Genomic DNA, 25,416 nt, shown 5'->3' with positions numbered 1-25,416 from the left:
AGGCGCGGGCGGGGCTTGCCGCCCGTGCCGTCAGTCTGCCGGAAGCATCCCTGCGGCGCCGATGCCGGGGCTGCCGATCGGCGGCATCGCCCGGGCCTCGGGTTTGCGGGGCGCGGCGGGCAGGATCGCCTCTTGCAGGGCGCGGCCCTCCGGGCTTTGCAGGTGCAGGCGGCGTTCGACGACACCGGTTTCGACGATCCGCCCCGCCTCCATCACCGCCACGCGGTCGCACAAGAGCCGCACCAGACGCAAATCGTGGGTGATGAACAACAGCGCCATGCCGCGCGCCTGCCGCAGCGACCGGATCAGGTCGATGATCTGGCCTTGCAAAAGGATATCGAGGTTCGACACCGCCTCATCCAGCACCAGAAGCGCCGGGTCGGTGGCCAATGCCCGGGCGATGCAGACGCGCTGCAACTGCCCGCCCGAAACCTGCGCCGGGTATTTCTCCGCATCCTCGGGGCACAGACCGACGGCGCGCAGCAAGTCCGCGACCTTGGCCGCCCGCGCCCCGGCATCGAGCGGCGTCAGATGGCGCAAGGGTTCCGCCACGATCCGGCCAATGCGGTGGCGCGGGTTGACCGCGCCCACCGAATCCTGAAACACCATCTGCACCTTGGCGCGAAACGCGCGCCTCTGCGCGGGGTCAAGGCTGTTCAGGTCCGCGCCGCGAAACAGCACCCGGCCCCGACTGGGCTGTTCAAGCCCGAGCAAGAGCCGCACCAGCGTGCTTTTGCCCGCCCCCGAGCGGCCCAGCAGGGCAAGGCTTTCGCCCGGCGCGACGGACAGGTTGACGTCGCTCAGCACCTCGCACGGGGGGAGCGTGCGGATCAGCGCCGGGCGGGTGTAGCTTTTGCACAGGCCCTCGGCGGTCAAAAGCGCGCTCATGCCGGTTCCCCCTCGTAGAGTTTCAGATGCGCCGCCACGAGTTCGCGCGTGGCGGGATGGGCGGGGGCGGCAAAGATCTGCGCCACCGGGGCCATCTCGACAATCGCCCCCGCCTCCATCACCGCGACGCGCTGCGCCAGCCGCGCCACCACGCCCATGTCATGCGTCACGATCAGCATTCCAAGGCCGCGCCGCGCCGTGAGATCGGCCAGCAGATCAAGGATCCGCGCCTGCACCAGAAGATCCAGATCGGTCGTCGGCTCATCGGCGAAGAGAAACGGCGCACCGGACAAAAGCGCCAGCGCGATCATCACCCGTTGCAACATGCCGCCGCTCATCTCGAACGGGTAAAGCCCTGCGACATGGGCGGGATCGTCCAGCCCCACCTCGGCGAAAGCGTCCAGCATCGCGGCGCTGTCCATGGCCGGATCGATCCGGGCCACCCGCAGCACCTCGCGCGCGTGATCGGCCATGGAGCGCACCGGGTTGAAGGCCGAGCGCGGATTTTGCAGCACGGTGGCGACGATCCGGCCGCGCAAGCCCGCCCCCGGCACCGCCTGCCCGTCGATCAGCACCCGCCCGCTGCTGCGGATCACGCCGGGCGGCAGCACATCAAGCGCCCCCGCACAGGTCATCGACTTGCCCGAGCCCGAGGCGCCCACCAGCGCCAGCACCTCGCCCGCCCGCAGGCTCAGGCTGAGGTCGCGCACCAGCCGGTGGCTGTGATCGCGGTGCGGCCAGACCACGTTCAGCCGCTCGATCGTCAGGGTTTTCGCCTTTTGCATCAATGGTCATGTCCGATCTGGTGGTGGGGGTCGAGCCGGTCGCGCAGCGCATCGCCAAGGATGTTCGCGGCCATCACCGCCAGCAGCAGGCACAGCCCCGGCAGCACGATCAGCATCGGCTGCGAAAAGACGAATTGCCGGGCATCGGCGATCATCACCCCCCATTCGGCGGTGGGGGTCTCGACCCCCAGACCAAGGAAAGAGAGGCCCGAGACATGCAGCATCATGTGCCCGACATCGAGACTGGCGAGCACGAGGATCTGCGCCGCGATGGCGGGCAGGAAATGGTCGAGAAACACCCGCACCCGTCCGGCGCCGCACAGCCTTGCCGCCAGAACGAAATCGGCGCGGCGCAGTGTCAGCACCACCGAGCGCACCATCCGGGCGTAAAACGGGAAATGCGAAATCGCGATCGCCACGATGACATTCGTCAGGCCGGTACCCAGGGCCCCGATCAGGAAGAGCGCCAGCACCACGGTCGGAAAGGTCATCATGCCGTCGCAGATCCGCATCAGCGCCTGATCGACCCGCCCGCCCAGATAGCCCGCCGCGCCGCCCACCGGCAAAGCGATGCACAAGATGCCAAGGAGGCACATCAGCACCGAGCCAAGCGACATCCGCGTGCCATGGATCAGCCGCGACAGCAGATCCCGGCCCAAATGATCGGTGCCCAGCCAATGCGCGGCCGAAGGGCCTTGCAGCCGGTCGGCCAGCGAAATGGCGTTCGGGTCGAGCGGCGCGATCCAGGGCGCAAAAAGGGCGGCGGCCAGGAAAAGCGCCACCAGCCCGAAGGCAAGCGCCAGCGGCAGCTGCGCCAGCCGCAACCGTGGCAGGCGCGCGGGACCGGGGGAAGAGAGATCGAAACTCATGCCTCGGCCCCCTCGCCCAGACGCAGTTGCGGGTTGAGCGCGGCCGAGAGCACGTCAACGATCAGGTTGCAGAGCACGAAGACCACCACCATCAGCAGGGTAAAGCATTGAATGACCGGGAAATCCTTGTTGCCGATGGCGCTGACCGCATAGCGGCCGACCCCGGGCCAGGCAAAGATCGATTCCACCACCAGCGCCCCGCCGATCAACTCGCCCAGATGCATCCCCGTGGCGGTGACGATGGGCAGGATCGCATTGCGCAGGATGTGGCGCCGTTCCACTTGACGCTCGGACAGGCCACGCATCCGCGCCCAGGCGACATGGCGGGCATTGGCGCTTTCGAGCAAGCTCGCGCGCAACAGCCGCGCGTTGATCGAGAGCGACATGAACGAGACCGTGACGACGGGCAAGATCATATGCGCCGCTGTTCCGGTGCCAAAGGGCGGCAGCCAGTGCAGCCAGACCGCGAAGGTCAGGATCAACAGGAAGCCCAACCAGAAGTTCGGTGTCGAGACGCCCAGAAAGGCCATGCCGCGCACCAGATGATCGGGCCAGCGATCCTTGTAGCGCGCCGACCACAGCCCGAGCGGCACCGAGACCAGCAGCGTGAAGGCAAGCGCCACCCCCGCCAGTTGCAGCGTCGCGGGCAGGAAGGCGGCGATATCCTGCAGCACAGGGCGTTTTGTGGCGAAAGAGGTGCCGAAATCGCCCTGCACCGCCGCCGCCAGCCAGTGCCCGTATTGCACCAGCAGCGGCTGATCGAGGCCCAGATCGGCGCGGGCCTGCACCAGCGCCTCGGGCGTGGGCGGGATGTTTTCCAGCCGCAGATAGGCAAAGGCGGGGTCGCCCGGCGCAAGCCGGATCACCGCAAAGATCACGAAGGACACCGCCAGAAGCAGCGGCCCCAGCCACAAAAGCCGCTTCAGAACATATTTTCCCATTGCCGTCACGGCGCCGGTTTGAGCGTGTCGAAGGGGATCTCGTTCGAGGTCGCCCCGAAGCTGAGCCCGGTGACATCCCGCCCCGCCACCCCGATCGCCGTGGCATAGGTCAATGGCACATAGACGGCTTCCTCGTGCAGGGTGCGCAGGATGTAATCATAGGTCTTTGCCCGCTCCGCTTCGTCGGTCGAGACCAGCACCGCGCCGATGGCGGCGTCGATCTCGGGCTTTTCCTTCAGCCCCAGTTGCGCCTGATAATCGGCATGCGAGGGCACGCGCATCGAACTGACAAAAGCATGCGGGTCATAGGGGTTGCCCCAGGTGCTGTTGAAGATCATCGCGAAATTGCCGCTTTGCTGGCGACCGTAGAACTCGGTTTCCTCGGCCCCCACCAGCGTCACGCCGATGCCCACCGCCGCCAGATCGGCCTGCGCAACCTCGGACACCGATTTCATCACCGCATCCGAGGCCTCGTAGACCAGATCGACCTGCAAGGGCTGGCCGTCCTTCATCCGCAGGGTGCCGCCCTCGGGCAGGGTCCAGCCCGCCGCATCGAGCAGCGCCGCCGCCTGCGCCGGATCGTAGCGATAGGGCGCCAGCCCGATATCGGCATAGGGCACCGAGGGCGCAAACAAGGTGTCGGCGCGGCTTTGCGTGCCATAGAAGATGCCCGCCACCATCGCATCCTTGTTCAGCGCGTGATTGATCGCCTTGCGCACCGCCAGATCGGCGGTCGGCCCCTTGCCGGTGTTGAGCGCAAGCGCCATCGTCTCCAGCGGCGCCGAGGTGCCGGCCTCGTAGCCCGCATCCTTGAGCCGCTGGAAGGTGTCGGGGGTGATCTGCCCCTCGACGCCATAGATCAGATCGATCTCCCCGGTCTCAAGCGCAATCGCCCGGGTGTTCGGGTCGGCGATCACCTTGACCATGACCCTGTCGAAGGCCGGTTTCGGCCCCCAATAGGCCTCGTTGCGGGTGAAGACATCATATTGACCCAGCACGCTTTCGCTCAGCACCCAGGGGCCGGTGCCGATCGGCGCCTTGATGCCATCGGCACTCTGGCCGCTGTCGGGGAAGGCGCCGGGGGCCAGAAACCGCACCGGGCGGATCAGCGAGAGTTCCTGCAACAGCGGATAATAGGGCTCTTTCGTGGTGATCTCGACCGTCATCGGCCCGGTCGCCTTGGCCGAGGCCAGCGCCCCCATCAGCCCAAGCCATTTGTGCCGCGCGCCATTGCCCATCACTGCGGCGAAGTTCTTTTCCACCGCCGCCGCGTCGAAAAGCTCGCCATCGGAGAATTTCACCCCCTCGCGCAGGGTGAAAGTGAAGGTCCGGCCATCCTCCGACACGGTCCAGCCGGTGGCCAGCGCCGGGGCCACGGTGCCATCGGGCATGAACTTCACCAGCCCCTCATAGACCATCGCCTGCGCAAACATCTGGTTGGGCGAATAGAGATGCGGGTTGAGCGGCCCGACATTCTGCGGCCAGGAAAAATCGAGCGTCTCGGCCTGAGCGATGGGTGCAAGGAACAGGCCGGCGGCCAGCGCCAGCAGCAAGGAAGTCGGCTTCATGAAGTCCCCGTGTGAGTGTTATATTATATCATTAGCCGACCCACCCCGGCGGCTCAACAGGTATTCCGGGCCGAATCGTATGATTTATGAAACTGTAAGTCATACGATTGTGGCCTGACAATCGTTAGTTCCCGCCCCTGCGGCCCGGATCGAAGCGCAACAGCCGCAGCGCATTGGCGGTGACAAGAACCGTCGCCCCGGTATCGGCCAGCACGGCGAGCCAGAGCCCGGTCAGCCCCAGAACCGAGGTGACGAGGAAAAGCCCCTTCAGCCCCAGCGCGATCGCCACGTTCTGCCGGACAATGCGCATCGCTTGCCGCGAGAGCCGGATCAGCGCGGCCAGATCGGTCAGCCGGTCGCGCATCAGCACCGCATCGGCGGTCTCGATCGCCACATCTGTCCCCGCGCCGATCGCCACGCCGACATCGGCCGCGCCAAGCGCCGGGGCGTCGTTGATGCCATCGCCCACCATCATCACGCCCCCCGCCGCCGAAAGGCTGCGGATGCGGGCCAGCTTGTCCTCGGGCAAAAGCCCCGCCCCGACTGCCAGCCCAAGCGGCCCCGCCACCGCCTGCGCCGGGGCTGCGGCATCGCCCGTCAGCATCAGCCGCCGCAGGCCCAGCCGGTCAAGCTCCGTCAGGGCCTGCGCGGCATCGGGTCGGGGCGTGTCGGAAAGGGAAATCAGACCAAGAGCCTGGCCGTCGCGGGTCAATTCCACCACGGTCTTTCCTGCGGTATGGAGGGCAGTGACATCGGGGCTGGCTTCGGTGGGCGCGGCAAGGCGCAGGGGGCTGCCCTCGCAGATCGCCTCGGCGCCCACGCCGGGGATCACCCGCGCCGCCGTCACCGGGGGCAGCGCCAGCCCCCGCTCCTTGGCCGAGGCCAGGATCGCACGGGCCAGCGGATGCGAAGAGCCGGTCTCGACCGCCGCGGCAAGGCGCAACAGCTCGGTTTCGCTCTGCCCCGCGGCGGGCAGAAGATCACTCACCTCGGGGCGGCCCAAAGTCACCGTCCCGGTCTTGTCCAGCGCCACGGTCTGCAGTCGCGCCATCGCCTCGATCACCGCGCCGCCCTTGATCAAAAGCCCCTGCCGCGCCCCGGTCGAAAGCGCCGCCGCCATCGCCGCCGGAACCGAGATCACCAGCGCGCAGGGGCAACCGATCAGCAGAAGCGCCAGCGCGCGATACACCCACTCGCCCCAGACGCCCCCCGCCAGCAGCGGCGGGCCAACCGCGACCAGCGCCGCAAGGGTGACGATCAGCGGCATGTACCAGCGGCTGAAGCGCTCGATGAAGCGCTCGACCGGGGCGCGGGCGGCTTCCGCCTCGGCCACCATCCGTGCAATCCGCGCGAGCGTGCTGTCGGCGGCGGCATGGGTCACGCGCAGGCGCAGCAGCGCCTCGGCATTGATCGCACCTGCAGGCACCTGCGCCCCCGGACCGCGCGTCACCGGCAGGCTTTCGCCGGTCACCGCACTTTCATCCAGGCGCGAGATGCCCTCGACGATCTCGGCATCGACCGCCAGCCGGTCGCCCGGCCGCAGCCGGATGATCTGCCCGGGCCGCAGGCTGGCGGCCGCCACCTCATGCGCATGATCGCCGTGTTCCAGAAGCGCCGTCGCGGGCATCTGCCGGGTCAGCGCCCGGATGCCGTCGCGGGCGCGATTGGCCGCGACCCCTTCCAGCACCTCGCCCACGGCAAAGAGAAACACCACCATCGCCGCCTCGGCCGCCGCCCCGATGACAAGGGCGCCACAGGCCGCGATGGTCATCAGCATCTCGATGGTGAAGGGCTGGCCCGTGCGCAAGAGCGCAAGCGCCTTGCGCGCCACCGGGATCAGCCCGACCAGACAGGCAAGCGAAAAGCCCGCCCGCGCCAGATCGGGCAGCAGAAACGAGACGCCCCAGCCGAGCGCCAGCGCCGCGCCGGAGGCCACGACCCGCCGCCCCTTTGCGCCCCGCACCCACGCCGGAGCCGCGGCGGTTTCGGGCTTGGGCGCAGGCTCGGCTTGCGGGGCTGCATCTGGCTCCACATCGGGCCCCGCGCCACAGCCACAACCGCCGCAGCCGCAGCCGGTTTCGCCGGGCAGGATCAGCTTTGGCGGGGCGGACGTGGCGGCACGGGTCATCGTGTAGCCCAGCCGCGTCACCGCCCGCTCCACTTCCTCGGCGCTGGCACCGCCGGGGCTCAGCCGCGCCGTCATCCGCTCCGAGATCAGCGCAATCTCCACCGCCTCGACACCCGGCAGCCGCTCCACCGCGCCCCGCACCTTGCCCGCACAGGCGGCGCAATCCATGCCGCCGACCGTCCATTCGACCGAGTCCGTTTTCAAAACCGCTGTCATTTCTGCCTCTTGCCGCCTTGCCGCCCGAACGCTTGCCGGGCCCTCGTCTCTTGCGTAATCTCTCCAGTCACTGGAGGGGCAAGGGGAATGTGATGCTGACGATCGGGAAATTGGCCGAGGCGACCGGGGTGAAGGTGCCGACGATCCGCTATTACGAAGAGATCGGCCTGATGCCCGCGCCCGAGCGCAGCGCCGCCAACCAGCGGCTTTACGGGGCGGCGGCGAAGCGGCGGCTGGCCTTTGTCCGCCATGCCCGCGACCTTGGCTTTCCGCTCGAGGCGATCCGCGATCTGCTCTCGCTCTCCGACCACCCCGATGCCTCCTGCGCCGGGGCCGATGCGATTGCCCGGGCGCAGCTTGCCGCCGTGCGCTCGCGCATCGCGCGGCTGCGGGCGCTGGAAGACGAGCTGACGCGGATGATCGGCGCCTGTGCGCAGGGCACGGTGGCCACTTGCCGGGTGATCGAGGTGCTGGGCGATCACGGCCAATGCGCACACGATCACCACGCTGACCCGATCCCCGCGTCAGAGTGAGCCGCGCGTCAAGGGCGGGACCGGCGCAATTCCATCGGCAAGAGCATCAGGACTGCCGATGCGGGGCCGGTGGTCCTGATCCTCGCTGATCGCTTGCCCGCATCGTCACCAGCCACCGGGGGGCTCCTTTCTTCCAGGGAGAATGAGCCGCAGGCTGCGGGGTTCAACCTTCCCCAAAACGAAACAGCGCCAAGGACCGTTCGCGTTCATTCACGCGCAGTGGGCGGTTTACCGGCGCGTGGGCGCGGGCGGTGCAATCGGCGCGCTCGCACAAATAGCAGTTCAGCCCGACTTCCACGGGACGGGTGCGGGCAAGGTCAATGCCCTCGGCATAAACGAGCCTTGGGGCATAGGCGACATCGCATCCCAGCCCGATTGCGAGGCGTTGCGCCGGGGCGCCTTGCGTGCCCCCCGCGCGCGTCACTGTGCGCGCCACCGAGAAATAGCTCGCCCCCTCGGGCATGCGGATCACCTGTGTCTGCACCTGATCCGGCATTTCAAAAGCGGCGTGGATGTTCCACAGCGGACAGGTGCCGCCAAAGCGCGAAAACGGAAACCGCCCGGCGCTGAAGCGTTTCGAGAGATTCCCCGCCCGGTCCACCCGCACGAAAAAGAACGGAATCCCCCGCGCGCCCTCGCGCTGCAGTGTCGACATCCGATGCGCGGTCTGCTCGAAGCTGGTGCCGAACCGGTGTGACAGAAGCTCGACATCGTAGCGGTTCGCCTCGCAGCTGGCCAGAAACCGACCGTAAGGCATCATCAGCGCCGCGGCGAAGTAATTCGCGAGGCTCACCCGCATCAGCGCCGCCGCCGCCGGATCATCGAGCCCCGCCTCGGCGATCAGCCGCGTCAGGATCGGCTCCTGTTCCAGACTGGCCAGCAGCACCCCGATCTGAAAGCGGCGGCTGGCCTGGCCGAGAAGTTCCGAAAGCAGCAATTCCCGCCGCTCGGGGTCATAGCGGCGCAGCTGGCCGCGCATCGCCTCGGCCTGCCCGATCCGCACCGTCACCCCATGCGCCGCGAGCCGCCCGGTCAAGGCCAGATGCGGCTCGTGCCGGTGCAGGGAGAGTTCGTCCGCCAGATCCTCGGCCGCGCGGTCGAGCGCGTCAACATGGTTGCGCCGGGCATAAAACCAGGCCCGCACCGCCTCGACCGGACGCGAGGTTTCGCCCAGGGCTTCGACCTTGTCACGGTCGGTCAAGGGGTTCTCCTCGGCCATCGGCGCCAGCACAGCCGCGCGATGCGCCGCCTGCAGCCGCACGAAAGCCGCCGCGATCTTCGGCGAGGCCTGCAACACCGCCTCGATCTCGGCGCGGGGCACGGCTTCGGCCCGGGCCGCGGGCGTCTTCAGCGCGGCGGTGAAATCGGCGGCCAGCTGCGCATCCGCGGCGGGCGACAGCTCTGCGATGTTCAGGTCATAGACCTCGGCCAGCCGCATCAGCAGCTTGACCGAGGCGGGGCGCTGATCGGCCTCGATCAGGGTGATGTAGCTCGCTGACACCCCAAGTTCCGCTGCCATCTGCGCTTGCGTCAGCCCCAGCGACTGCCGCAGCACCTTCAGCCTTTGCCCGATGACCAGCTTTTCCGCCCGTGGCGCCATGTGACAATCCTTACAGATTTCGGGCCTGTCACATGACAGAAGTGACAGAACAACCCAATGCTTTCAAACACATAATGCACATGCGGCATAACATTACTAGCCTGACTTCACCCGAGTCACCCGATGGCCGTCAGGCCCGCCCCGAAAGGATCCCCATGTCGCTGGATTGCCCATCCCCCACCGCCCCGCCGCTGGTCTTGCGCAGCCTTCCCGGTCAGGATCTTGTGCTGACCCCCGAGGCGCTGGCCTTTCTGGCCGAGCTGCAAAGCCGTTTCGGCACCCGGATCCATGCGCTGATGCTGGCGCGGGCCCGGCGTCAGGCGCGGATCGACGCGGGCGCCCTGCCCGATTACCTGCCCGAGACGAAAGAGATCCGTCAGGGTATCTGGGAGGCCGCCCCGGTGCCCGGGGCCCTGCGCGACCGCCGGGTGGAAATCACCGGCCCGGTCGAGCGCAAGATGATGATCAACGCGCTCAATTCCGGGGCGCGGGTGTTCATGGCCGATTTCGAGGATGCGACGGCGCCAAGCTTCGCCAATATCCTTGCCGGCCATCGCAACATGCTCGATTACCGCGACGGCACGCTGGAATTCGACGATCCGAAAACCGGCAAAAGCTATCGCGTCGGCGCCGATCCGGCGGTGCTGATCGTGCGGCAGCGCGGGCTGCACATGGCCGAGGCGAATGTGCTGCTGGCCGGGCAGCCGATCTCGGCGGCGCTTTTCGATTTCGGCCTGACGCTGTGGCATTGCGGCCGGGCGCTGGCGGCCACCGGGCGCGGCCCGTTCTACTACCTGCCGAAGCTGGAAAGCCACCACGAGGCGCGGCTGTGGAACGAGGTCTTCGTCTTCGCCCAGGACCGCGTCGGGTTGGCGCGGGGCACGATCAAGGCGACGGTGCTGATCGAAACCCTGCCCGCCGCCTTCGAGATGGACGAGATCATCTGGGAGCTGCGCGACCATATCGCCGGGCTGAACTGCGGGCGCTGGGATTATATCTTCAGCTACATCAAGACCTTGCGCAACCACAAGGCGTTCACCCTGCCCGACCGCGCCGAAGTGACGATGGACCGCGCCTTCCTTGCCAGCTATGCGGCGCGGCTGGTCAAGGTCTGCCACCGGCGCGGCATTCACGCCATGGGGGGCATGGCCGCGGCGATCCCGGTGCGCGGCGACGCCGAGGCGAACGAACGCGCCTTTGCCCAGGTCCGCGCCGACAAGCTGCGCGAGGTGGGGATGGGCCATGACGGCACCTTGGTCGCCCATCCCGATCTGGTGCCGGTCGCGATGGCGGTCTTTGACGCCGAGATGCCGGGGCCGAACCAGATCCGCATTCCGCGGCAGGCCTGGCGGATCGAACCGGCGATGCTGTTGCGCCCGCATGAGGGCCGGGTGACCGAAGCAGGTGTGCGCACCAACATCTCGGTGGCCCTCGACTATCTGGCGGCCTGGCTCTCGGGGCGCGGCGCGGTGCCGATCCGCAACCTGATGGAGGATGCGGCCACGGCCGAGATCTGCCGCGCGCAGCTCTGGCAATGGCGCCATCATGGCGTGTCGGTGGCGCTTGCGGCGGGCGGCAGCCGGGGGGTGAGTTCCGACTGGCTGGGCGAGCTGATGCAGCAGGAAATCGCCACGGTGCTGGACCGGATCGGCGCCAATGCCTTCCACCGCGGCCATTACGCCACCGCCGCACGGCTGCTGCTGGAGGCCGTGACCGCCGAAACCCTGCCCGATTTCCTTACCACCGCCGCCTATGCGGTTTTGAACGCGCTCGACTGATGGACCCGATACGCACCTATTCGCCCTTTGGCGGACCGATCCCCGAAGCTTGCCTGAGACCCTCGGCGCAACCTTTTCCCCCTTCCTCCAAACCCCGGGCTGAGCCCGTCGAAAGGAAACACCATGAAGAAAAGACAGACTTTTTCGGAAATCCGGTCCTCTATCCTGTGCCGCTACCCCTCCGGGGTCACGCCGGGTGGCGTTGCGGTCGATGACATTGTTCAGTTGCGGCTGCAAAACACCTGGGACACCCATCTCGACATCGCGCGCGACATGGCCGGGGTGATGCAGGCCGACATGGCCGCCTATGATGCCGATGCGTCGAAATTCACGCAAAGTCTTGGCTGCTGGTCGGGCTTTCACGCGCAACAGATGATCAAGGCGGTCAAGCGGTTGCGCGGCACCGCACGCGGCACCTATGTCTATCTGTCGGGCTGGATGGTCGCCGGTCTGCGCAACCGCTGGGGCCATCTGCCCGATCAGTCGATGCATGAAAAGACCGCCGTCGCCGATCTGATCGCCGAGATCTACACCTCCTTGCGGCAGGCCGACGAGGTGGCGATGAACGATCTCTTCAAGGCGCTGAAAGCCGCGCAGACCGAGACCGAGCGGCAGGCAGCGATTGCGGCGATCGACGGGTTCGAAACACATGTCGTGCCGATCATCGCCGATATCGACGCGGGCTTTGGCAACGAACATGCGACCTATCTGCTGGCGAAAGAGCTGATCAAGGCCGGCGCCTGCTGTCTGCAGATCGAAAACCAGGTCTCGGATGCCAAGCAATGCGGCCATCAGGACGGCAAGGTGACGGTTCCGCGCGAGGATTTCATCGAAAAGCTGCGCGCCTGTCGGCTGGCCTTCGAGGAGCTGGGGGTGGAGGATGGGGTGATCGTCGCCCGCACCGACAGCCTGGGCGCCGGTCTGACGCAGAAGGTGCCGGTGTCGCAGCGCCCGGGCGATCTGGCGGCCGAGTATATCAAATGGCTGGCGACCGAGCCGATCACGGCCGAAAATCCGATCCGCGAAGGGGAATTGGCGCTTTATCAGAACGGCGCTTTCGTCAAGCCGCAGCGGCTGGCGAACGGGCTCTTCCCGTTCCAGCCCGGCACCGGCCGCGCGCGCGTGGTGGAAGACTGCATCGCCTCGCTGACGCTGGGCGGCGCCGATCTTCTGTGGATCGAAACCGACACGCCGAATGTCGATGAAATCGCCGCGATGGTGGCCGAGATCCGCAAGGTCGTGCCGAAGGCCAAGCTGACCTACAACAACTCGCCCAGCTTCAACTGGACGCTGAACCTGCGCAAGCAGGTCCGGGCGCAATGGCTGGCCGAGGGCACGATCAGCGAAGACGCCTATCCGAACGGCCCCGAACTGATGAAGCCCGACTATGACGACACGCCCCTGGGCCGCGAGGCCGATGCCTGGCTGAAGGCCTTCCAGACCGATATCGCCGCCCGCGCCGGGGTGTTCCACAACCTGATCACCCTGCCCACCTTCCATCTGACCGCGAAGTCGATGGATGAACTGTCCCGCGGCTATTTCGGCGAAGACAAGATGCTGGCCTATGTCGCCACCGTCCAGCGCGAAGAAATCCGTCGCGGCGTTTCGGCGGTGAAACACCAGCACGAGGTCGGCTCGGATCTGGGCGACAGCTTCAAGGAGATGGTCGCAGGTGAACGCGCGCTGAAGGCGGGCGGGCATGCCAATACGATGAACCAGTTCGCGGCAGAGTAAACCAAAGGGAGGGCAGATGTCGCCGTGCCGCCCCACGACCCCGGGGGCGGCACGGGTCTTGCATGCAGTGCGCTTGACGGCGACGCCGCGCCGGAGGAGCTTGGCACATCCTCGGTGCCGGCGCATGCGCCGGAGAATAGGGAACTGCGGCAGGCCCGATGGCCGAAACCGCGACTGCCCCCGCAACTGTGACGGGCGTGCAGACCAAATGCCACTGGGCCAAACGGCCCGGGAAGGCTGGTTTGCGATACGCCCCAGTCAGGAGACCTGCCGAGGAAGATCACCTGTTCCGGGCGCGGGGTGCGCTCCCGGAGGCGGCGCAACCGCAAGGTGACGACACCAGACCGCCGACGGGCAACCGTCCGGCGTTTTTCCATGCCGCCGTTTCGGGCGGCGCAAGAGGTCGTCATGATGAAGACGGAAACGAAGAGACACGCCCCCGAGAGCCTGATCGCGCCCTGCGCCGACAGGAAACCGAAAGACCCCGGGATTTGCCGCAAGACCGTTCTTGCCGGACGACAGCCGCTTCTGTGCCATGCCGCACTGGGGCAAGATCCGCGGCGCGAGACCTTGATCCGGCTCTGCCCGCCCGCCGCGATGGCGGCGCATTTTCCCTTGCGCCTGCACGCCCTGATCGAGGGATTTCACGACTGGATCGGTCCTCATGCCCAGGCGGCGCCGTCGCCCGAGGGCGTGGGGCGTATCGCGCTTGTGCAGGATGCCACCTGCCTTGGCCAGGTGAGCAGGATCGAACGCAGCCTGGCGCGGGCGTTTTTCCGCCCGCTTGGCCACCGGGATGCGGCGCGGTTTCTGGGGCTTGAGGTGGAGGCCTTTCGCGCGCTCGTGGCCGAGGGGCGGATCACCGCCTTCGACAGGGTGCCGTCTTTCCGGTTCGGACGCCGGTTCAGCTATGCGGTCTATGCGCCCGAAGATCTGATCGCGCTGCGCATTGCACAAGGGAGGCTTGCGGAACCGGTTGGGGGGCACTGATCCTTCCGGCGGTCAAAACGCATCGGAGGGCGGAATCGTGGGCAGAAACCGCCCCTCGAGCGCGGCAATCGTCTGCCAGACGCGCAGTGCAACCGGGCGGGGCGCTTCTCCCTCGGGACGGACCATGAACCACTGCCGCACGATCGGCAGGCCGGGGGCGTCCAGCGCCACCAGCCTGCCCAGCGTCAACTCATCCGTCACCGTATGCTGACTGAGAAAGGCGATCCCGAGCCCCGCAATCACCGCCTGCTTGATCGTCTCGTTGCTGTCCATCTCGAGCCGGGCGCAGGCATGGCCGTCGAGCACGCGATCAAGCCAACGCTCCATCAAGATCCGGGTGCCCGAGCCCGGTTCCCGGGTCAGAAACCGCTCGCTGCGCAGCGCCTCCATGGTAATCTGGCCCCCCGCAAGCCGGTGATCGGGTGCAGCCACCAGAAGATGCGGATGCGGGCCCAGCGGCTCGGCCACCACCGCAGGCCGTCGCGGCGGCCGACCGGTGATCGCCAGATCGAACGCCCCACGCTCCAGCCCGTCCATGATCTCCGCCCGGTTGCCGACACGCAGGGCGATCTCGATTTCGGAATGGGTATCGCCGAGCATCTTGACCAGCCGTGGCGCGAAATACTTGCCGGTGGACACGACGCCAAGCGTGACCTGCCCCGATTTGCCGCGCGACAACGCCTCCAGATCGGCTTCGACCCGACCGAGCACCGCCTCGATCCGGTGCGCGGCCTCGACCATGGCCTGCCCGGCCTCGGTCAGTTCCGATCCGCTGCCATCGCTGGCGCGTTGCAGCATGCGGGTCTCGAAAACGTCTTCAAGCCCCCTGATCTGGGTGTGGATCGCGGGCGTGGTCAGGCCGAGCGCCTGCCCCGCCGCCGTCAGCGATCCACCCTGCGCCACCGCCCGAAGCGCGCGCAACTGCTTGAACGTGATGCTGTCGCGTCTGAACATTTGCGGCCCCGCACCCGGTCCGGTCAACTGAAGATGCAGGATGCGCCGCGCTGCGGCCCCAACTCGACCAGGGTCGAGAGGCTGCCCATCGCCGCCCAGTCGATGCCCCGCAGCGGCACCAGCCCGGCCCGATGGCGAAACAGCGCCAGCCTTTCCGCCCAGTCGCCCAGCGGCCCGGAGGAGAGACCGCCTTGCAAGATCAGCCGATCGGGAAACGCCCGCTGCAACGCCGCGACAAGCCGCGTGGCCCGCCCGCCGGACGTTTCGGCCCGGATCCTCGGGCCCGACACGATCACCGGCGCGTCGGCCTCGTGCCGCAGGCTTTCCAGGATGTCGCCGGTCTCGGCGTCAAGGATCACCCGCACCGACAGCCCCGCAAGGCGCAACAGATCCGCCGTCACGATCGTGCCGATCATCTCGGTCTCGCCCGGCGGCAGCACGAGGCAGACGCGCCCGCGCGGATCAAGCGGCTGCGACGGTCGCCCCGCCCGCTGCAGCAGGCTGTTGAGACGGGTCTGCGCCAGAGCGACCTCGGCAAGGCCGATCACCGCGGCCTCCTGCATCTGACCAAGCCGCTGCAGGCAGGCCTCGACAAACCCGGCCCGCGCCTGCAGATCGTCGCGGGCTGTCACGGGCAAGGTCGGCTCCGCGTCGCACTCCAGAAGCTTTTCGACGAAATCGGGCACCCGGTGCAACAGATCGGATTGCGCAAAGGACCCCAAGGCATGGTCTTGCGCCAGATCGTCGAACACCAGCATCGCAAGGCGGATGAGATCCGCCTCCGGGCTCCAGGCCGCCGCCGTGCGCAGGCGGGCCGCGTGCTGATGCTCCACCGCACGGAGCAGCGGCCAGCGGGCAAACCGGCGCTTGTCGGTCCAACCGACCGAGAGCAGCCGCACATCTTCCCGCAGGGTGTCGGGCGCGATCTGCGCCATCGCAGCGCAAAGCTGCGGACCGGGCCCTTCGACCCAGTGCAGCCAGCCATCGCTCGCCGCGACCGTCGCCCCGCTCAGCGCAAAATCGCCCGGCAAGGCCGCCAGATCGTGCCGGATCGTCGCGCCCCGCCGCGGTCCCTCCGCCCCGGCTGCCCTGCCGATCAGAACCGCCCGCAAGAGCCGCTGCCTGCCGCCCGAAAAATCTGCCGTCGCGCCCATGGGCCCTGCCCTCCTCGATCAAGCCTGAACGGGGCGGGGAGATGGCGACACGAAAAAGGCGGCGGGCCTCAGGCTTCACGTCCCCCCCCGGTGCACCCCGCCCGAAACGTCTTGCGATGGCAGGTCTCCTGGCTTGCGGGTCATCGCGCCCCCGGACCTTCCCGGGCGCGGGCCCAGTGGCATTTCCGGCGTTGCTCGTCGCTCACAGTTGCGGGGGCAGCCGCGGCATTGCCCCGAAAGGCGCACCGCATTCCCTTTTCAGGCGAAACCGGAAATCCCCGATCACGCCACCATCGCGGACACAGTAAATCAAGCCCCCCGGGTGTAAAGGGCAATGTCGCCGCAGCGGAAAAACTGTCACAGGCCCCGCACGCACAAAAGCGCCGATCCTGCCCCTGGACCGCTCCGGTCCGCGAGGTCCGCCGCGCCGCGATCTGAACGCGGCTCATGATCTGCATGAATGCTTTTCGCATCCGGCCCCGTTGACAGCGCCCCTTCAACGGCTGTTTCTTTGCGCCGTTCAGGTGCCGGCCATGACCGGGAAAAGGGAATCCGGTCAGGCCCGCGCCGATGCCGGAGCTGCCCCCGCAACTGTAGGCGGAAGAGACTTCGACATGCCACTGGCGCGCCGCCGGGAAGGCCGAAGGATCGCCCCATCCGCAAGCCAGGAAACCTGCCTGAACCTGCACCTGTTCCGATCGCGGGAGGCGTTTCGGACACGTTTGGTCGTGAAGGTGACATCATGGCCCCGCGCGAGCCCGCGCGGGACAAGGATTTTGCGCGGTCCGTCTTGGGACCGTGATGAAAGGGTATGTCCCGATGACGCTGAAGATGAGCATCGCCCCTCTGGCGCCCCCCGCATCGGCCAGCGCGCGGCCGCGCGCCGATCACATGGGGGGCCTTCTGCGCCCGTCGATGGTGCAAGACCTGCGGGATCGGGGCATTTTTGACGAAGAACTGGAACGCGTCGAAGACATGGCCGTGCGCGATCTCGTGGCGATGCAGCGCGCTGCAGGGGTGCGTGTTCTGACAGATGGAAACCTGCGCAGGTCATCATTTGGCGGCGACTTCCTTGCCGGGCTGACGGGGGTGGCCCGCGATGCACGCTTGGGCGGATTGCGGGTCGATGCGGCGCTGAACTGTCCGGCCGACCACGCCTTTCTTCGTCATTTCCAGTTCTTGCGCAGCCTCATCTTTCGCCACGACGAATGGCCAAAGGCAATCCTGCCGGGGCCGATGCGGCTCGCGCGGGCGCTGGGGCACGCGCACCTCGCCTATTCGCCCTATCAGGACCGTGACCTGCTCGAGCAGGACATCGTCGCAAGCTGCACCCAGGCGATGACGGCCCTTTCGGACTTGGGCTGCCGATATCTGCAACTGACGGACAGGGCCATGCCGCATCTGCGGCCGGACAGCGGCGCGGCACAGCGCGACGCGGAGCATCAGGCACGGCTGATTGGCGCGATCCTCGCGGCCCGTCCCGCCGGAATGACAGTCGCGCTGTGCATCCCCGATGTGGCCCTTGAGCCGCAACAGGAGGGTTTCTGGGAACACATCTTCCAGATTGCCCCGGTCGATCTTTTCCTGGTTCCTGCCAGCGGAGAAACGCCCGAATGCTACACGCCGCTGCGGCACCTTCCGCAAGGCGCGCGGCGCGTCCTGCTCGGTCTGGTGACGGCACAATCGCCCCGGTTCGAACCCGTTTCGAAGCTTGAGAAATGTATCGAGGCCGCCACACGGCATACGGACCTCGACCAGCTGGGACTGGCGGTCCTGCCGACGCCAGGTCACGACAGTCCCGGTTTTCGTGATGCCGATCACCAGAGCCGCAAATTGCGGCTTCTTGCCGAAGCAACCCGCGCGATTTGGGGGACCACATGACGGCACCGCCCTCGCGTCTCGTTTTGCCGGGGCAAACGCAAAGATTGCTGCTGCATGCGTGTTGCGCACCCTGCTCCGGCGACGTGATCGCGCGGCTCTTGGCGTCGCGGATCGACTTTGCCATCTTCTTTTACAATCCCAACATTCATCCAGAGCACGAATACCTCCGGCGCAAGGCGGAAATCGAACGGTTCGCCCGCCAAAACGGTATCTCCTTCGTCGATGCGGACCACGATCCCGCCGTCTGGATGGCACGCGCCAAGGCGTTGAAATGGGAACCGGAACGCGGCGCCCGATGCAGTCTGTGCTTTGATCTGCGCCTTGGGCAGACCGCCCATTATGCCGCAGCAAACCGGTTCGACGTCATCGCCTCAACGCTCGGGATCTCGCGGTGCAAGGACGTGTCGCAGGTCAACGCCTCCGGGCTGCGCGCGGTGCAAGACGTTTGCGGGCCCGTTTGCCGGGTTGAATGGTGGCCCTTCAATTGGCGCAAGGAAGGCGGGGCGACCCGCACGACCGAGATTGCCCGGCGCGAAGGGTTCTACCGCCAATCCTATTGCGGCTGTGTCTATTCGCTGCGCGACATGTTGCGTCGCCGCGCCGAAGCCGCGGCCGCGACCAGGAACGAGATGCCGGAGCCGCGACCTGATGACGCGCCCCCGGTGTGCGGACCAGACGCAGCTTGTGCCTGTCGCGGCCGATTTGCGCCGGGCAACGGCTTGCTCCGAGGCGCAAACCGAGGTGATCGGGCATCGCGTGACGCCGAGCCAAGGGACGGAGCCCAGAGGGATAGGGAAACCATATGTTGACATGCGTTACCCTTTGATGCCTATATGCTGTTGTCCCGGGTCTTGCGGTTGTGCCGCGAGCCAAGAGGGAAGCCGGTGCAAATCCGGCGCTGCCCCCGCAACTGTAAGCGGCGAGCGCGGCTGATGATGCCACTGGGCCTTGGCCCGGGAAGGCCAGCCAAGCTGTGACCCGCAAAGCCAGGAGACCTGCCCGGACTCTGTTTGACCACCGCTGGCGGAGGGCCTGGCGGGGCGCTTTCGGACCCGCAACCGCGGGGCCGTCCGGCGTTCCCATCCCTGCAAAGGCCCAAGCGCGAGGACTGCGATGCCGATCGCCGTGAAGACTCTGACCGTCCCTGCCGGTTTCGAAACCGTGCGCACCCGAGATGGCCGAACGGTGCCGTTCGAGGCGCGCCGCATCGCGCTCGCACTGACGCGTGCCGGGGAGGCCAGCGGCGAATTCGGCACCGCAGAGGCGCTGCGCCTGACGCAGGCGGTCCTGGATCGACTGGCGCTGTTGTCCCTGCTGGCCACCCCGGATGTCGAGACCATCCAGAACACGGTCGAGGCGGTCCTGGCCGATACCGCCCATGTCGCCACCGCCCGCGCCTATGCAGTCTATCGCGACCAGCACGCCCGCCTGCGCGCGGACAACCGGGTGCTGATCGACGTCGAACGCTCGGTCAGCGAATATCTGGAACGCTCCGACTGGCGGGTGAATGCCAATGCCAATCAGGGCTATTCGCTGGGCGGGATGATCCTGAACATTTCGGGCAAGGTGACGGCGAATTACTGGCTCAGCCATGTCTATCCGCCCGAAGTCGGCGCGGCGCATCGCGAGGGCGATATCCATATCCACGATCTGGACATGTTCGCGGGCTATTGCGCGGGCTGGTCGCTGCGCACGCTCTTGCACGAGGGGCTCAATGGCGTGCCCGGCGCGATCGAATCCGCCCCGCCCGCGCATCTGTCCAGCGCGCTTGGCCAGATCGTCAACTTTCTGGGCACGTTGCAAAACGAATGGGCGGGGGCGCAGGCGTTTTCGTCCTTTGACACCTATCTGGCGCCCTATGTGCGGCTGGACGGGCTGAGCTATGCGCAGGTGCGTCAGGCGATGCAGGAATTCATCTACAATCTCAACGTCCCCTCGCGCTGGGGCACGCAGACGCCCTTCACCAACCTGACCTTTGACTGGACCTGCCCCGAGGATCTGCGCGATCAGGTGCCCGTGGTGCAGGGCCGCGAGACGGGTTTCACCTATGGCGATCTGCAGGCCGAGATGGACCTGATCAACCGCGCCTATATCGAGGTGATGACGGCGGGCGATGCCAAGGGGCGGGTCTTCACCTTCCCGATCCCGACCTACAACATCACCCCGGATTTCCCCTTGGAAAGCGCGAATGCCGATGCGCTGTTTGAAATGACGGCGAAATACGGCCTGCCCTATTTCCAGAATTTCGTGAATTCGGAGCTGCAGCCGCATATGGTGCGCTCGATGTGCTGCCGGTTGCAGCTCGACCTGACCGAGCTGCTCAAGCGCGGCAACGGGCTTTTCGGCTCGGCGGAACAGACCGGCTCGCTGGGCGTCGTCACGCTGAACTGTGCGCGGCTGGGCCATCTGCACCGCGGCGACGAGGGCGAGCTGATGGTGGCGCTTGACCATCTGGCGCGGCTCGCGCGCACCAGCCTTGAAATCAAGCGCAAGGTGATCCAGCGCCATATCGACGCCGGGCTTTTCCCCTATACCAAGCGCTACCTTGGCACGCTGCGCAATCACTTCTCGACGCTGGGCGTGAACGGGCTGAACGAGATGGTGCGCAATTTCACCAAGGATGCCGAGGATATCACGACCGAAGCGGGCAAGGCGCTGGCGCTGCGGGTGCTTGATCGGCTGCGGGCGCAGATGGTGGCGTTTCAGGAAGAAACCGGCCATCTTTACAACCTTGAAGCCACCCCGGCCGAGGGCACGACCTATCGCTTTGCCCGCGAAGACCGCAAGCGCTTCCCCGACATCCTGCAGGCGGGCACGGCCGATCAGCCCTATTACACCAATTCCTCGCAGCTGCCGGTGGGCTTCACCGATGACCCGTTCGAAGCGCTGGCGCATCAGGAAGCGCTGCAGGCGAAATACACCGGCGGCACGGTGCTGCATCTTTACATGGGCAGCCGGATTTCCTCGGCCGAGGCCTGCCGCAAGCTGGTGCGCCGGGCGCTGACCAACTTCCGCCTGCCCTATATCACCGTTACCCCCACCTTCTCGATCTGCCCGAAACACGGCTACATCGCGGGCGAACACGAATTCTGCCCGAAATGCGATGCCGAACTGATCTCCAAAAAACGCGCCTGCGCCTGCTGACCCCGAAGGAGAAACCGATGAACAAGCCGCTGACCCAGACCGAGCTGGACACCGCGATGGTGCTGGACGATGCCGAACGCACCCGCTGCGAGATCTGGACGCGGGTGATGGGCTATCACCGGCCGATGGCCTCCTTCAACACCGGCAAGAAGGGCGAGGCCGCCGAGCGGGTCTATTTTTCCGAAGCGCGGGCGCATCTTGACTGAGCTGGCGGTCTCGGGCCTTGTGCGGCACTCGGCCTGCGACTGGCCGGGGGAGCTGGTGGCGGTGCTTTTCACCCAGGGCTGCCCCTGGTCCTGCCGCTATTGCCACAACCCCGACCTGATCCCGGCCCGGGCGGGAACCCTGCCCTGGGCCGAGGTGCGGGACTTTTTGCAAAGCCGCCGCGGGCTTCTGGACGGGGTGGTGATCTCGGGCGGCGAGCCGACCCTGCAGGCCGCCCTGCCCGCAGCCCTGGCCGAGATCCGTTCGATGGGCTTTCGCACCGGGCTGCACAGCGCCGGGCCTTACCCCGAGCGGCTGGCCCGCGTGCTGCCGCTTCTGGATTGGGTGGGCTTTGACGTGAAGGCGCCCTTTGCCGATTATCCGCGCATCACCGGCGTGCCCGGATCGGGGCTGCGGGCGCATGAAAGCCTGCGGCTTCTGCAGGAAAGCGGCGTCGCCCATGCGCTGCGCACGACGGTGCATCCGCGCCTGCTGGGCCCCGCGGATCTGGACCGGATCGGCGCCGATCTGGCCGAGCTGGGCCTGCCGATGGCAGAGCTGCAACCCTTCCGCGCCGCGGGCTGCATCGACACCGAGCTTTGCGCGACCTGACCGCTTCGCCCCTCACTCCGAGCCGGAATAGGGGGCGAAGCGGGTTTCCTCGGGGCGCAGTCGCAAGGGCTTGCCCAGCGTTGGAAAGGCGCGCTGCGGGCAATCGGCGCGCTCGCAGAGCTTGCAGCCCGGGCCGATCTTCGTTGCAAGATCGGGCGCGCGCAGGTTCAGCCCGCGCGCATAGACCAGCCGGTCGGCATGGGCCAGATCGCAGCCCAGCGCGACGGCGAAGCGCTTTTCCGCCGCGCCGAAGCCGCCGCCGCCCTGCCGCAGCTGTCGCGCGATCCACAGATAGCTGCGCCCATCGGGCATCTGCGCCACCTGCCGCAAGATTTCGTCCGGGCGGGAAAACGCCTCGTAGATGTTCCAAAGCGGGCACGACCCGCCGATGCGGGAAAAGTGGAAATCAGTGGCCGATTGCCGCTTCGAGATGTTCCCCGCCCGGTCCACCCGGATGAAAAAGAACGGCACGCCGCGCGCCTCGGGGCGTTGCAGGGTCGACAGCCGGTGGCAGATGGTCTCGAAACCGACGCCGAAGCGGTGCGCCAGCAGCTCGATGTCATAAGACAGCGCTTCGGCCGCGGCCAGAAAGGCGCGATAGGGCATGATCAGCGCCCCGGCATAATAGTTCGCCAGCCCCACCCGCAAGAGCGCCTGGGCCTCGGGGTCCAGCTGCGTCGTCGCGCAAAGCCGCGCCATCAGACCGCCCTGTTCCAGAAGCGCCAGCTGCGTCGCGATCTGGAAGGCCTGCTGGCCGGGCGTCAGATGCGCGCCCAGATGCAAGAGCCCCGCCCCCGGCTCGAACCGGCGCAGGATACCGCCCTCGGCATGCAGAATGCGGATGCCGTGCCGCGTGGCCAGACGCTCGGCCAGCGGCTGCGCCATTCGCCCGGCGGGCAGATCCGCCCCCACCACCTCGGCCGCGGTGTCCAGATCGGGAACATGGTTGCGCCGTTCGTAAAACCAGTCCCGCACCGCCTCGAAGGCGGCGGGGGTTGAGGTGGTGGGCGTGCTGATTTGCCCCGCCAGTGCATCGGCGCGATCCGACAGATCGCGCAGCCGCGCCTGCATGGCCACGATCGTGCGCGCGACGGCGGGCATGTTCGCCGCGATCTCCCGCACCTCGGCCAGGCTCGCCCCCGCCCCCTGATCGGCCAGCGCCCCGCGCAACTCGGCAATCAGCCGCGCCTCGTCGGCATCCGAAAACAGCTGCACATCCAGCCCGAAAGCCGCGTTGAGCTTGAGCAGCACCGGCACCGTCAGCGGCCGCTGGTTGTTCTCGATCTGATTGAGATAGCTCGGCGAGATTTCCAGCGCGCGGGCAAGGGTCGCCTGCGTGATGCCGCGATCCTCGCGCAGGCGTTTCAGCCGCACCCCCATGAATGTCTTTGCCATCTTCGCAACCTTCGCAATTCGCCGCGCCAGTCTTCACAATATAACACATTATCAATACTTTAACGGAAAGCCGAAAGCAAGGAAAGCTGCCTTTGCCAATCTTGCAAAGGTTTCCCATGCCTCTCCCCCCTGCCCCGCCCACCGTTCTGGTCGAGATGATCTTTCCCGATCAGGCAAACCATTACGGCACGCTGTTTGGCGGCCATGCGCTGGCGCTGATGGCGCGGGCGGCCTTTGTCGCCGCCTGCCGCCGCGCTGCGGGGCCGGTGGTGATGGCGCGCTCGGAACGCGTCGACTTTGCCACCCCGATCCGCGTCGGCGAGATGCTGGAGCTGCGCGCCGAAATCCTGCGCGAGGGGCGCAGCTCGCTGACCGTGGGGGTGCAGGGCATCGCACAGCCGATCGGCCCGGGCGCCCCCCGCCCCGCATTGGGCGGGCAATTCGTGATGGTCGCCGTCGATGCCGACGGCCGCCCCCGCCCGCTTTCTTCCGCAATCTGACGACAAGACAAGGAAAGACCCGATGAAGACCCACGATCTGCGCAGCTATCGCTCGGCCGAGATCCTGCCGCGTTCCGAACAGCTGGCCTGGAAAATCGCCGAAGTCGCCGCCGACCCGGTGCCGGTGCTGCCCGAAGTGACCGAGATGATCATCAACCGCCTCATCGACAATGCCGCCGTGGCCGCCGCCTCGGTCGGGCGCCGCCCCGTCGCCTCGGCGCGGGCGCAGGCGCTTTGCCACCCGATGCGGCGCGGTGCGACGATCTTCGGGATGCCGCATGGCACCCGGGTCTCGCCGGAATGGGCGGCCTGGGCGAATGGCACGGCGGTGCGGGAGCTGGATTTCCACGACACCTTTCTAGCCGCCGATTACAGCCATCCGGGCGATAATATCCCGCCGATCCTGGCGGTGGCGCAGCACACCGGGCGCTCGGGCGCCGAGCTGATCCGGGCGATCGCCACGGGCTACGAAATTCAGGTGGAACTGGTGCGCGGGATCTGTCTGCACGAACACAAGATCGACCATATCGCCCATCTCGGGCCCTCGGCGGCGGCGGGGATCGGAACGCTGCTGAACCTGCCCGCAGAGGTGATCTATCAGGCGGTGCAACAGGCGCTGCATGTGACCACCACCACCCGCCAAAGCCGCAAGGGCGAGATTTCCAGCTGGAAAGCCTTTGCCCCGGCCTTTGCGGGCAAGATGGCGATCGAGGCGGTGGACCGTGCGATGCGCGGCGAGGGTGCCCCCAGCCCCGCCTGGGAAGGCGAAGACGGCTTCATCGCCTGGATGCTGTCCGGGCCCGAAGCACGCTATACCGTGCGCCTGCCCGGTCGCGGCGAAGCGAAGCGCGCGATCCTCGACACCTACACCAAGGAATATTCGGCGGAATATCAAAGCCAGGCCCTGATTGATCTCGCCCGCCGCCTTGGCCCTCAAATCGGTGATCTGGCGCAGGTCGAGAGCATCGTCATTCACACCTCGCATCACACCCATCACGTCATCGGCACCGGCGCCAATGATCCGCAAAAGATGGACCCCGATGCCAGCCGCGAAACGCTTGACCATTCGATCATGTATATCTTTGCCGTCGCGCTGGAAGATGGCGGCTGGCATCATGTCCGCAGCTATGCCCCTGAACGCGCGCACCGACCCGAGACGGTGGCGCTCTGGCACAAGATCTCGACCGTCGAAGATCCGGACTGGACGCGCCGCTATCATGCCCGTGACCCGAAGGAAAAGGCCTTTGGCGGGCGCGTTGTGGTGCGGCTCAAGGACGGGCGGCAGATCGTCGACGAATTGGCGCTGGCCGATGCGCACCCCGATGGCGCCCGCCCCTTTGGCAGGGCCGATTACATCCGCAAGTTCATGACGCTTTCGGAGGGCATCCTGACCGCAGCCGAGCAGACGCGCTTTCTCGATGCGGCGCAGAACCTTGCCGACATTCCGTCGGACAGTCTGGGTCTGCTGAACTTCACCGTGCGGCCCGAGGAATTGGGCGCGCCGCGTCCGCGTGGCATCTTCGATTGGGACTGAGGAGGAAA

21 protein-coding genes and 4 riboswitches are annotated in these 25,416 nt (G+C 67.0%); of the genes, 11 read left to right on the top strand and 10 right to left on the bottom strand.

What is annotated here, in order from left to right; translation table 11 throughout:
- Positions 1-30: 30 nt before the first annotated feature.
- The 6 genes from nikE to ACTTAG_RS06920 form a co-directional block, all read right to left on the bottom strand.
- Entirely contained in the window at positions 31-888 is an 858-nt protein-coding gene (gene nikE / locus ACTTAG_RS06945) for a nickel import ATP-binding protein NikE (RefSeq protein ID WP_444464781.1), read from the bottom strand.
- Positions 885-1,673: an ATP-binding cassette domain-containing protein gene (locus ACTTAG_RS06940; RefSeq protein ID WP_444464780.1), complete on the bottom strand. Its 789-nt coding sequence runs from the start codon at positions 1,671-1,673 to the stop codon at positions 885-887. The genes nikE and ACTTAG_RS06940 overlap by 4 nt, the downstream gene beginning before the upstream one ends.
- Positions 1,673-2,542: a nickel ABC transporter permease subunit NikC gene (gene nikC, locus ACTTAG_RS06935; RefSeq protein ID WP_444464779.1), complete on the bottom strand. Its 870-nt coding sequence runs from the start codon at positions 2,540-2,542 to the stop codon at positions 1,673-1,675. Before nikC ends, ACTTAG_RS06940 begins: the two co-directional genes overlap by 1 nt.
- A complete protein-coding gene (gene nikB, locus ACTTAG_RS06930; protein ID WP_444464778.1) occupies positions 2,539-3,483 on the bottom strand; it encodes a nickel ABC transporter permease subunit NikB in 945 nt (314 codons plus the stop codon). Before nikB ends, nikC begins: the two co-directional genes overlap by 4 nt.
- 5 nt (positions 3,484-3,488) lie before the next feature.
- The gene (gene nikA / locus ACTTAG_RS06925) at positions 3,489-5,051 is read right to left on the bottom strand and encodes a nickel ABC transporter substrate-binding protein (RefSeq protein WP_444464777.1); all 1,563 of its coding nucleotides are present in this window, start codon (positions 5,049-5,051) and stop codon (positions 3,489-3,491) included.
- Between the two features lie 124 nt (positions 5,052-5,175).
- On the bottom strand, positions 5,176-7,395 hold the full coding sequence (locus tag ACTTAG_RS06920) for a heavy metal translocating P-type ATPase (protein WP_444464776.1): 2,220 nt from the start codon (positions 7,393-7,395) through the stop codon (positions 5,176-5,178).
- A gap of 92 nt (positions 7,396-7,487) precedes the next feature.
- Here ACTTAG_RS06920 and ACTTAG_RS06915 point away from each other — a divergent pair, with 92 nt between their 5' ends.
- Entirely contained in the window at positions 7,488-7,928 is a 441-nt protein-coding gene (locus ACTTAG_RS06915) for a MerR family transcriptional regulator (protein ID WP_444464775.1), read from the top strand.
- 163 nt (positions 7,929-8,091) lie between these two features.
- On the opposite strand, the gene ACTTAG_RS06910 is transcribed toward ACTTAG_RS06915, so the two are convergent.
- Positions 8,092-9,528 (bottom strand): short-chain fatty acyl-CoA regulator family protein, encoded by a 1,437-nt coding sequence (locus ACTTAG_RS06910; protein WP_444464774.1) that lies wholly within the window; start codon positions 9,526-9,528, stop codon positions 8,092-8,094.
- A 155-nt stretch (positions 9,529-9,683) separates the two neighbouring features.
- On the opposite strand from ACTTAG_RS06910, the gene aceB reads away from it, so the two are divergent.
- From aceB to ACTTAG_RS06895, 3 genes are all read left to right on the top strand, one after another.
- The gene (gene aceB / locus ACTTAG_RS06905; protein WP_444464773.1) at positions 9,684-11,306 is read left to right on the top strand and encodes a malate synthase A; all 1,623 of its coding nucleotides are present in this window, start codon (positions 9,684-9,686) and stop codon (positions 11,304-11,306) included.
- A 123-nt stretch (positions 11,307-11,429) separates the two neighbouring features.
- The gene (locus ACTTAG_RS06900) at positions 11,430-13,040 is read left to right on the top strand and encodes an isocitrate lyase (RefSeq protein ID WP_444464772.1); all 1,611 of its coding nucleotides are present in this window, start codon (positions 11,430-11,432) and stop codon (positions 13,038-13,040) included.
- A 95-nt stretch (positions 13,041-13,135) separates the two neighbouring features.
- Positions 13,136-13,329: riboswitch (cobalamin riboswitch) on the top strand.
- Positions 13,330-13,448: 119 nt separating this feature from the next.
- Positions 13,449-14,030 (top strand): hypothetical protein, encoded by a 582-nt coding sequence (locus ACTTAG_RS06895; protein ID WP_444464771.1) that lies wholly within the window; start codon positions 13,449-13,451, stop codon positions 14,028-14,030.
- 12 nt (positions 14,031-14,042) lie between these two features.
- Here the strand turns inward: ACTTAG_RS06895 and cbbR are convergent, their stop codons facing one another.
- The gene (gene cbbR / locus ACTTAG_RS06890) at positions 14,043-14,984 is read right to left on the bottom strand and encodes a LysR family regulator CbbR (protein ID WP_444464770.1); all 942 of its coding nucleotides are present in this window, start codon (positions 14,982-14,984) and stop codon (positions 14,043-14,045) included.
- Positions 14,985-15,007: 23 nt separating this feature from the next.
- Positions 15,008-16,138 (bottom strand): hypothetical protein, encoded by a 1,131-nt coding sequence (locus ACTTAG_RS06885; protein ID WP_444464769.1) that lies wholly within the window; start codon positions 16,136-16,138, stop codon positions 15,008-15,010.
- Between the two features lie 101 nt (positions 16,139-16,239).
- A riboswitch (cobalamin riboswitch) is annotated at positions 16,240-16,448 on the bottom strand.
- A gap of 194 nt (positions 16,449-16,642) precedes the next feature.
- A riboswitch (cobalamin riboswitch) is annotated at positions 16,643-16,833 on the top strand.
- 124 nt (positions 16,834-16,957) lie between these two features.
- Between ACTTAG_RS06885 and ACTTAG_RS06880 the strand changes: the two genes are divergently transcribed.
- From ACTTAG_RS06880 to ACTTAG_RS06860, 5 genes are all read left to right on the top strand, one after another.
- Positions 16,958-18,019 (top strand): hypothetical protein, encoded by a 1,062-nt coding sequence (locus ACTTAG_RS06880; protein ID WP_444464768.1) that lies wholly within the window; start codon positions 16,958-16,960, stop codon positions 18,017-18,019.
- Positions 18,016-18,828, top strand: coding sequence for an epoxyqueuosine reductase QueH (locus tag ACTTAG_RS06875; protein ID WP_444464767.1), 813 nt, complete (start codon positions 18,016-18,018; stop codon positions 18,826-18,828). Before ACTTAG_RS06880 ends, ACTTAG_RS06875 begins: the two co-directional genes overlap by 4 nt.
- A gap of 20 nt (positions 18,829-18,848) precedes the next feature.
- Positions 18,849-19,036, top strand: a riboswitch (cobalamin riboswitch).
- A gap of 96 nt (positions 19,037-19,132) precedes the next feature.
- On the top strand, positions 19,133-21,163 hold the full coding sequence (locus ACTTAG_RS06870) for a ribonucleoside triphosphate reductase (protein WP_444464766.1): 2,031 nt from the start codon (positions 19,133-19,135) through the stop codon (positions 21,161-21,163).
- 17 nt (positions 21,164-21,180) lie between these two features.
- Positions 21,181-21,369, top strand: coding sequence for an anaerobic ribonucleoside-triphosphate reductase (gene nrdD, locus ACTTAG_RS06865; RefSeq protein ID WP_444464765.1), 189 nt, complete (start codon positions 21,181-21,183; stop codon positions 21,367-21,369).
- On the top strand, positions 21,362-21,979 hold the full coding sequence (locus ACTTAG_RS06860) for an anaerobic ribonucleoside-triphosphate reductase activating protein (protein ID WP_444464764.1): 618 nt from the start codon (positions 21,362-21,364) through the stop codon (positions 21,977-21,979). The genes nrdD and ACTTAG_RS06860 overlap by 8 nt, the downstream gene beginning before the upstream one ends.
- A gap of 12 nt (positions 21,980-21,991) precedes the next feature.
- Here the strand turns inward: ACTTAG_RS06860 and ACTTAG_RS06855 are convergent, their stop codons facing one another.
- Complete coding sequence (locus ACTTAG_RS06855) at positions 21,992-23,374, bottom strand: short-chain fatty acyl-CoA regulator family protein (protein ID WP_444464763.1); 1,383 nt, start codon at positions 23,372-23,374, stop codon at positions 21,992-21,994.
- A gap of 116 nt (positions 23,375-23,490) precedes the next feature.
- On the opposite strand from ACTTAG_RS06855, the gene ACTTAG_RS06850 reads away from it, so the two are divergent.
- Complete coding sequence (locus ACTTAG_RS06850; protein ID WP_444464762.1) at positions 23,491-23,874, top strand: acyl-CoA thioesterase; 384 nt, start codon at positions 23,491-23,493, stop codon at positions 23,872-23,874.
- A 22-nt stretch (positions 23,875-23,896) separates the two neighbouring features.
- On the top strand, positions 23,897-25,408 hold the full coding sequence (locus ACTTAG_RS06845; protein WP_444464761.1) for an MmgE/PrpD family protein: 1,512 nt from the start codon (positions 23,897-23,899) through the stop codon (positions 25,406-25,408).
- Positions 25,409-25,416: the final 8 nt, after the last annotated feature.

The sequence above is a fragment of the Rhodobacter capsulatus genome (assembly GCF_052363185.1).
In the GTDB taxonomy this organism is placed as follows: Bacteria; Pseudomonadota; Alphaproteobacteria; order Rhodobacterales; family Rhodobacteraceae; genus Rhodobacter; species Rhodobacter capsulatus_E.
Note: the sequence above shows the minus strand (reverse complement) of the source record. Positions and strands in the feature narration are given on the sequence as shown.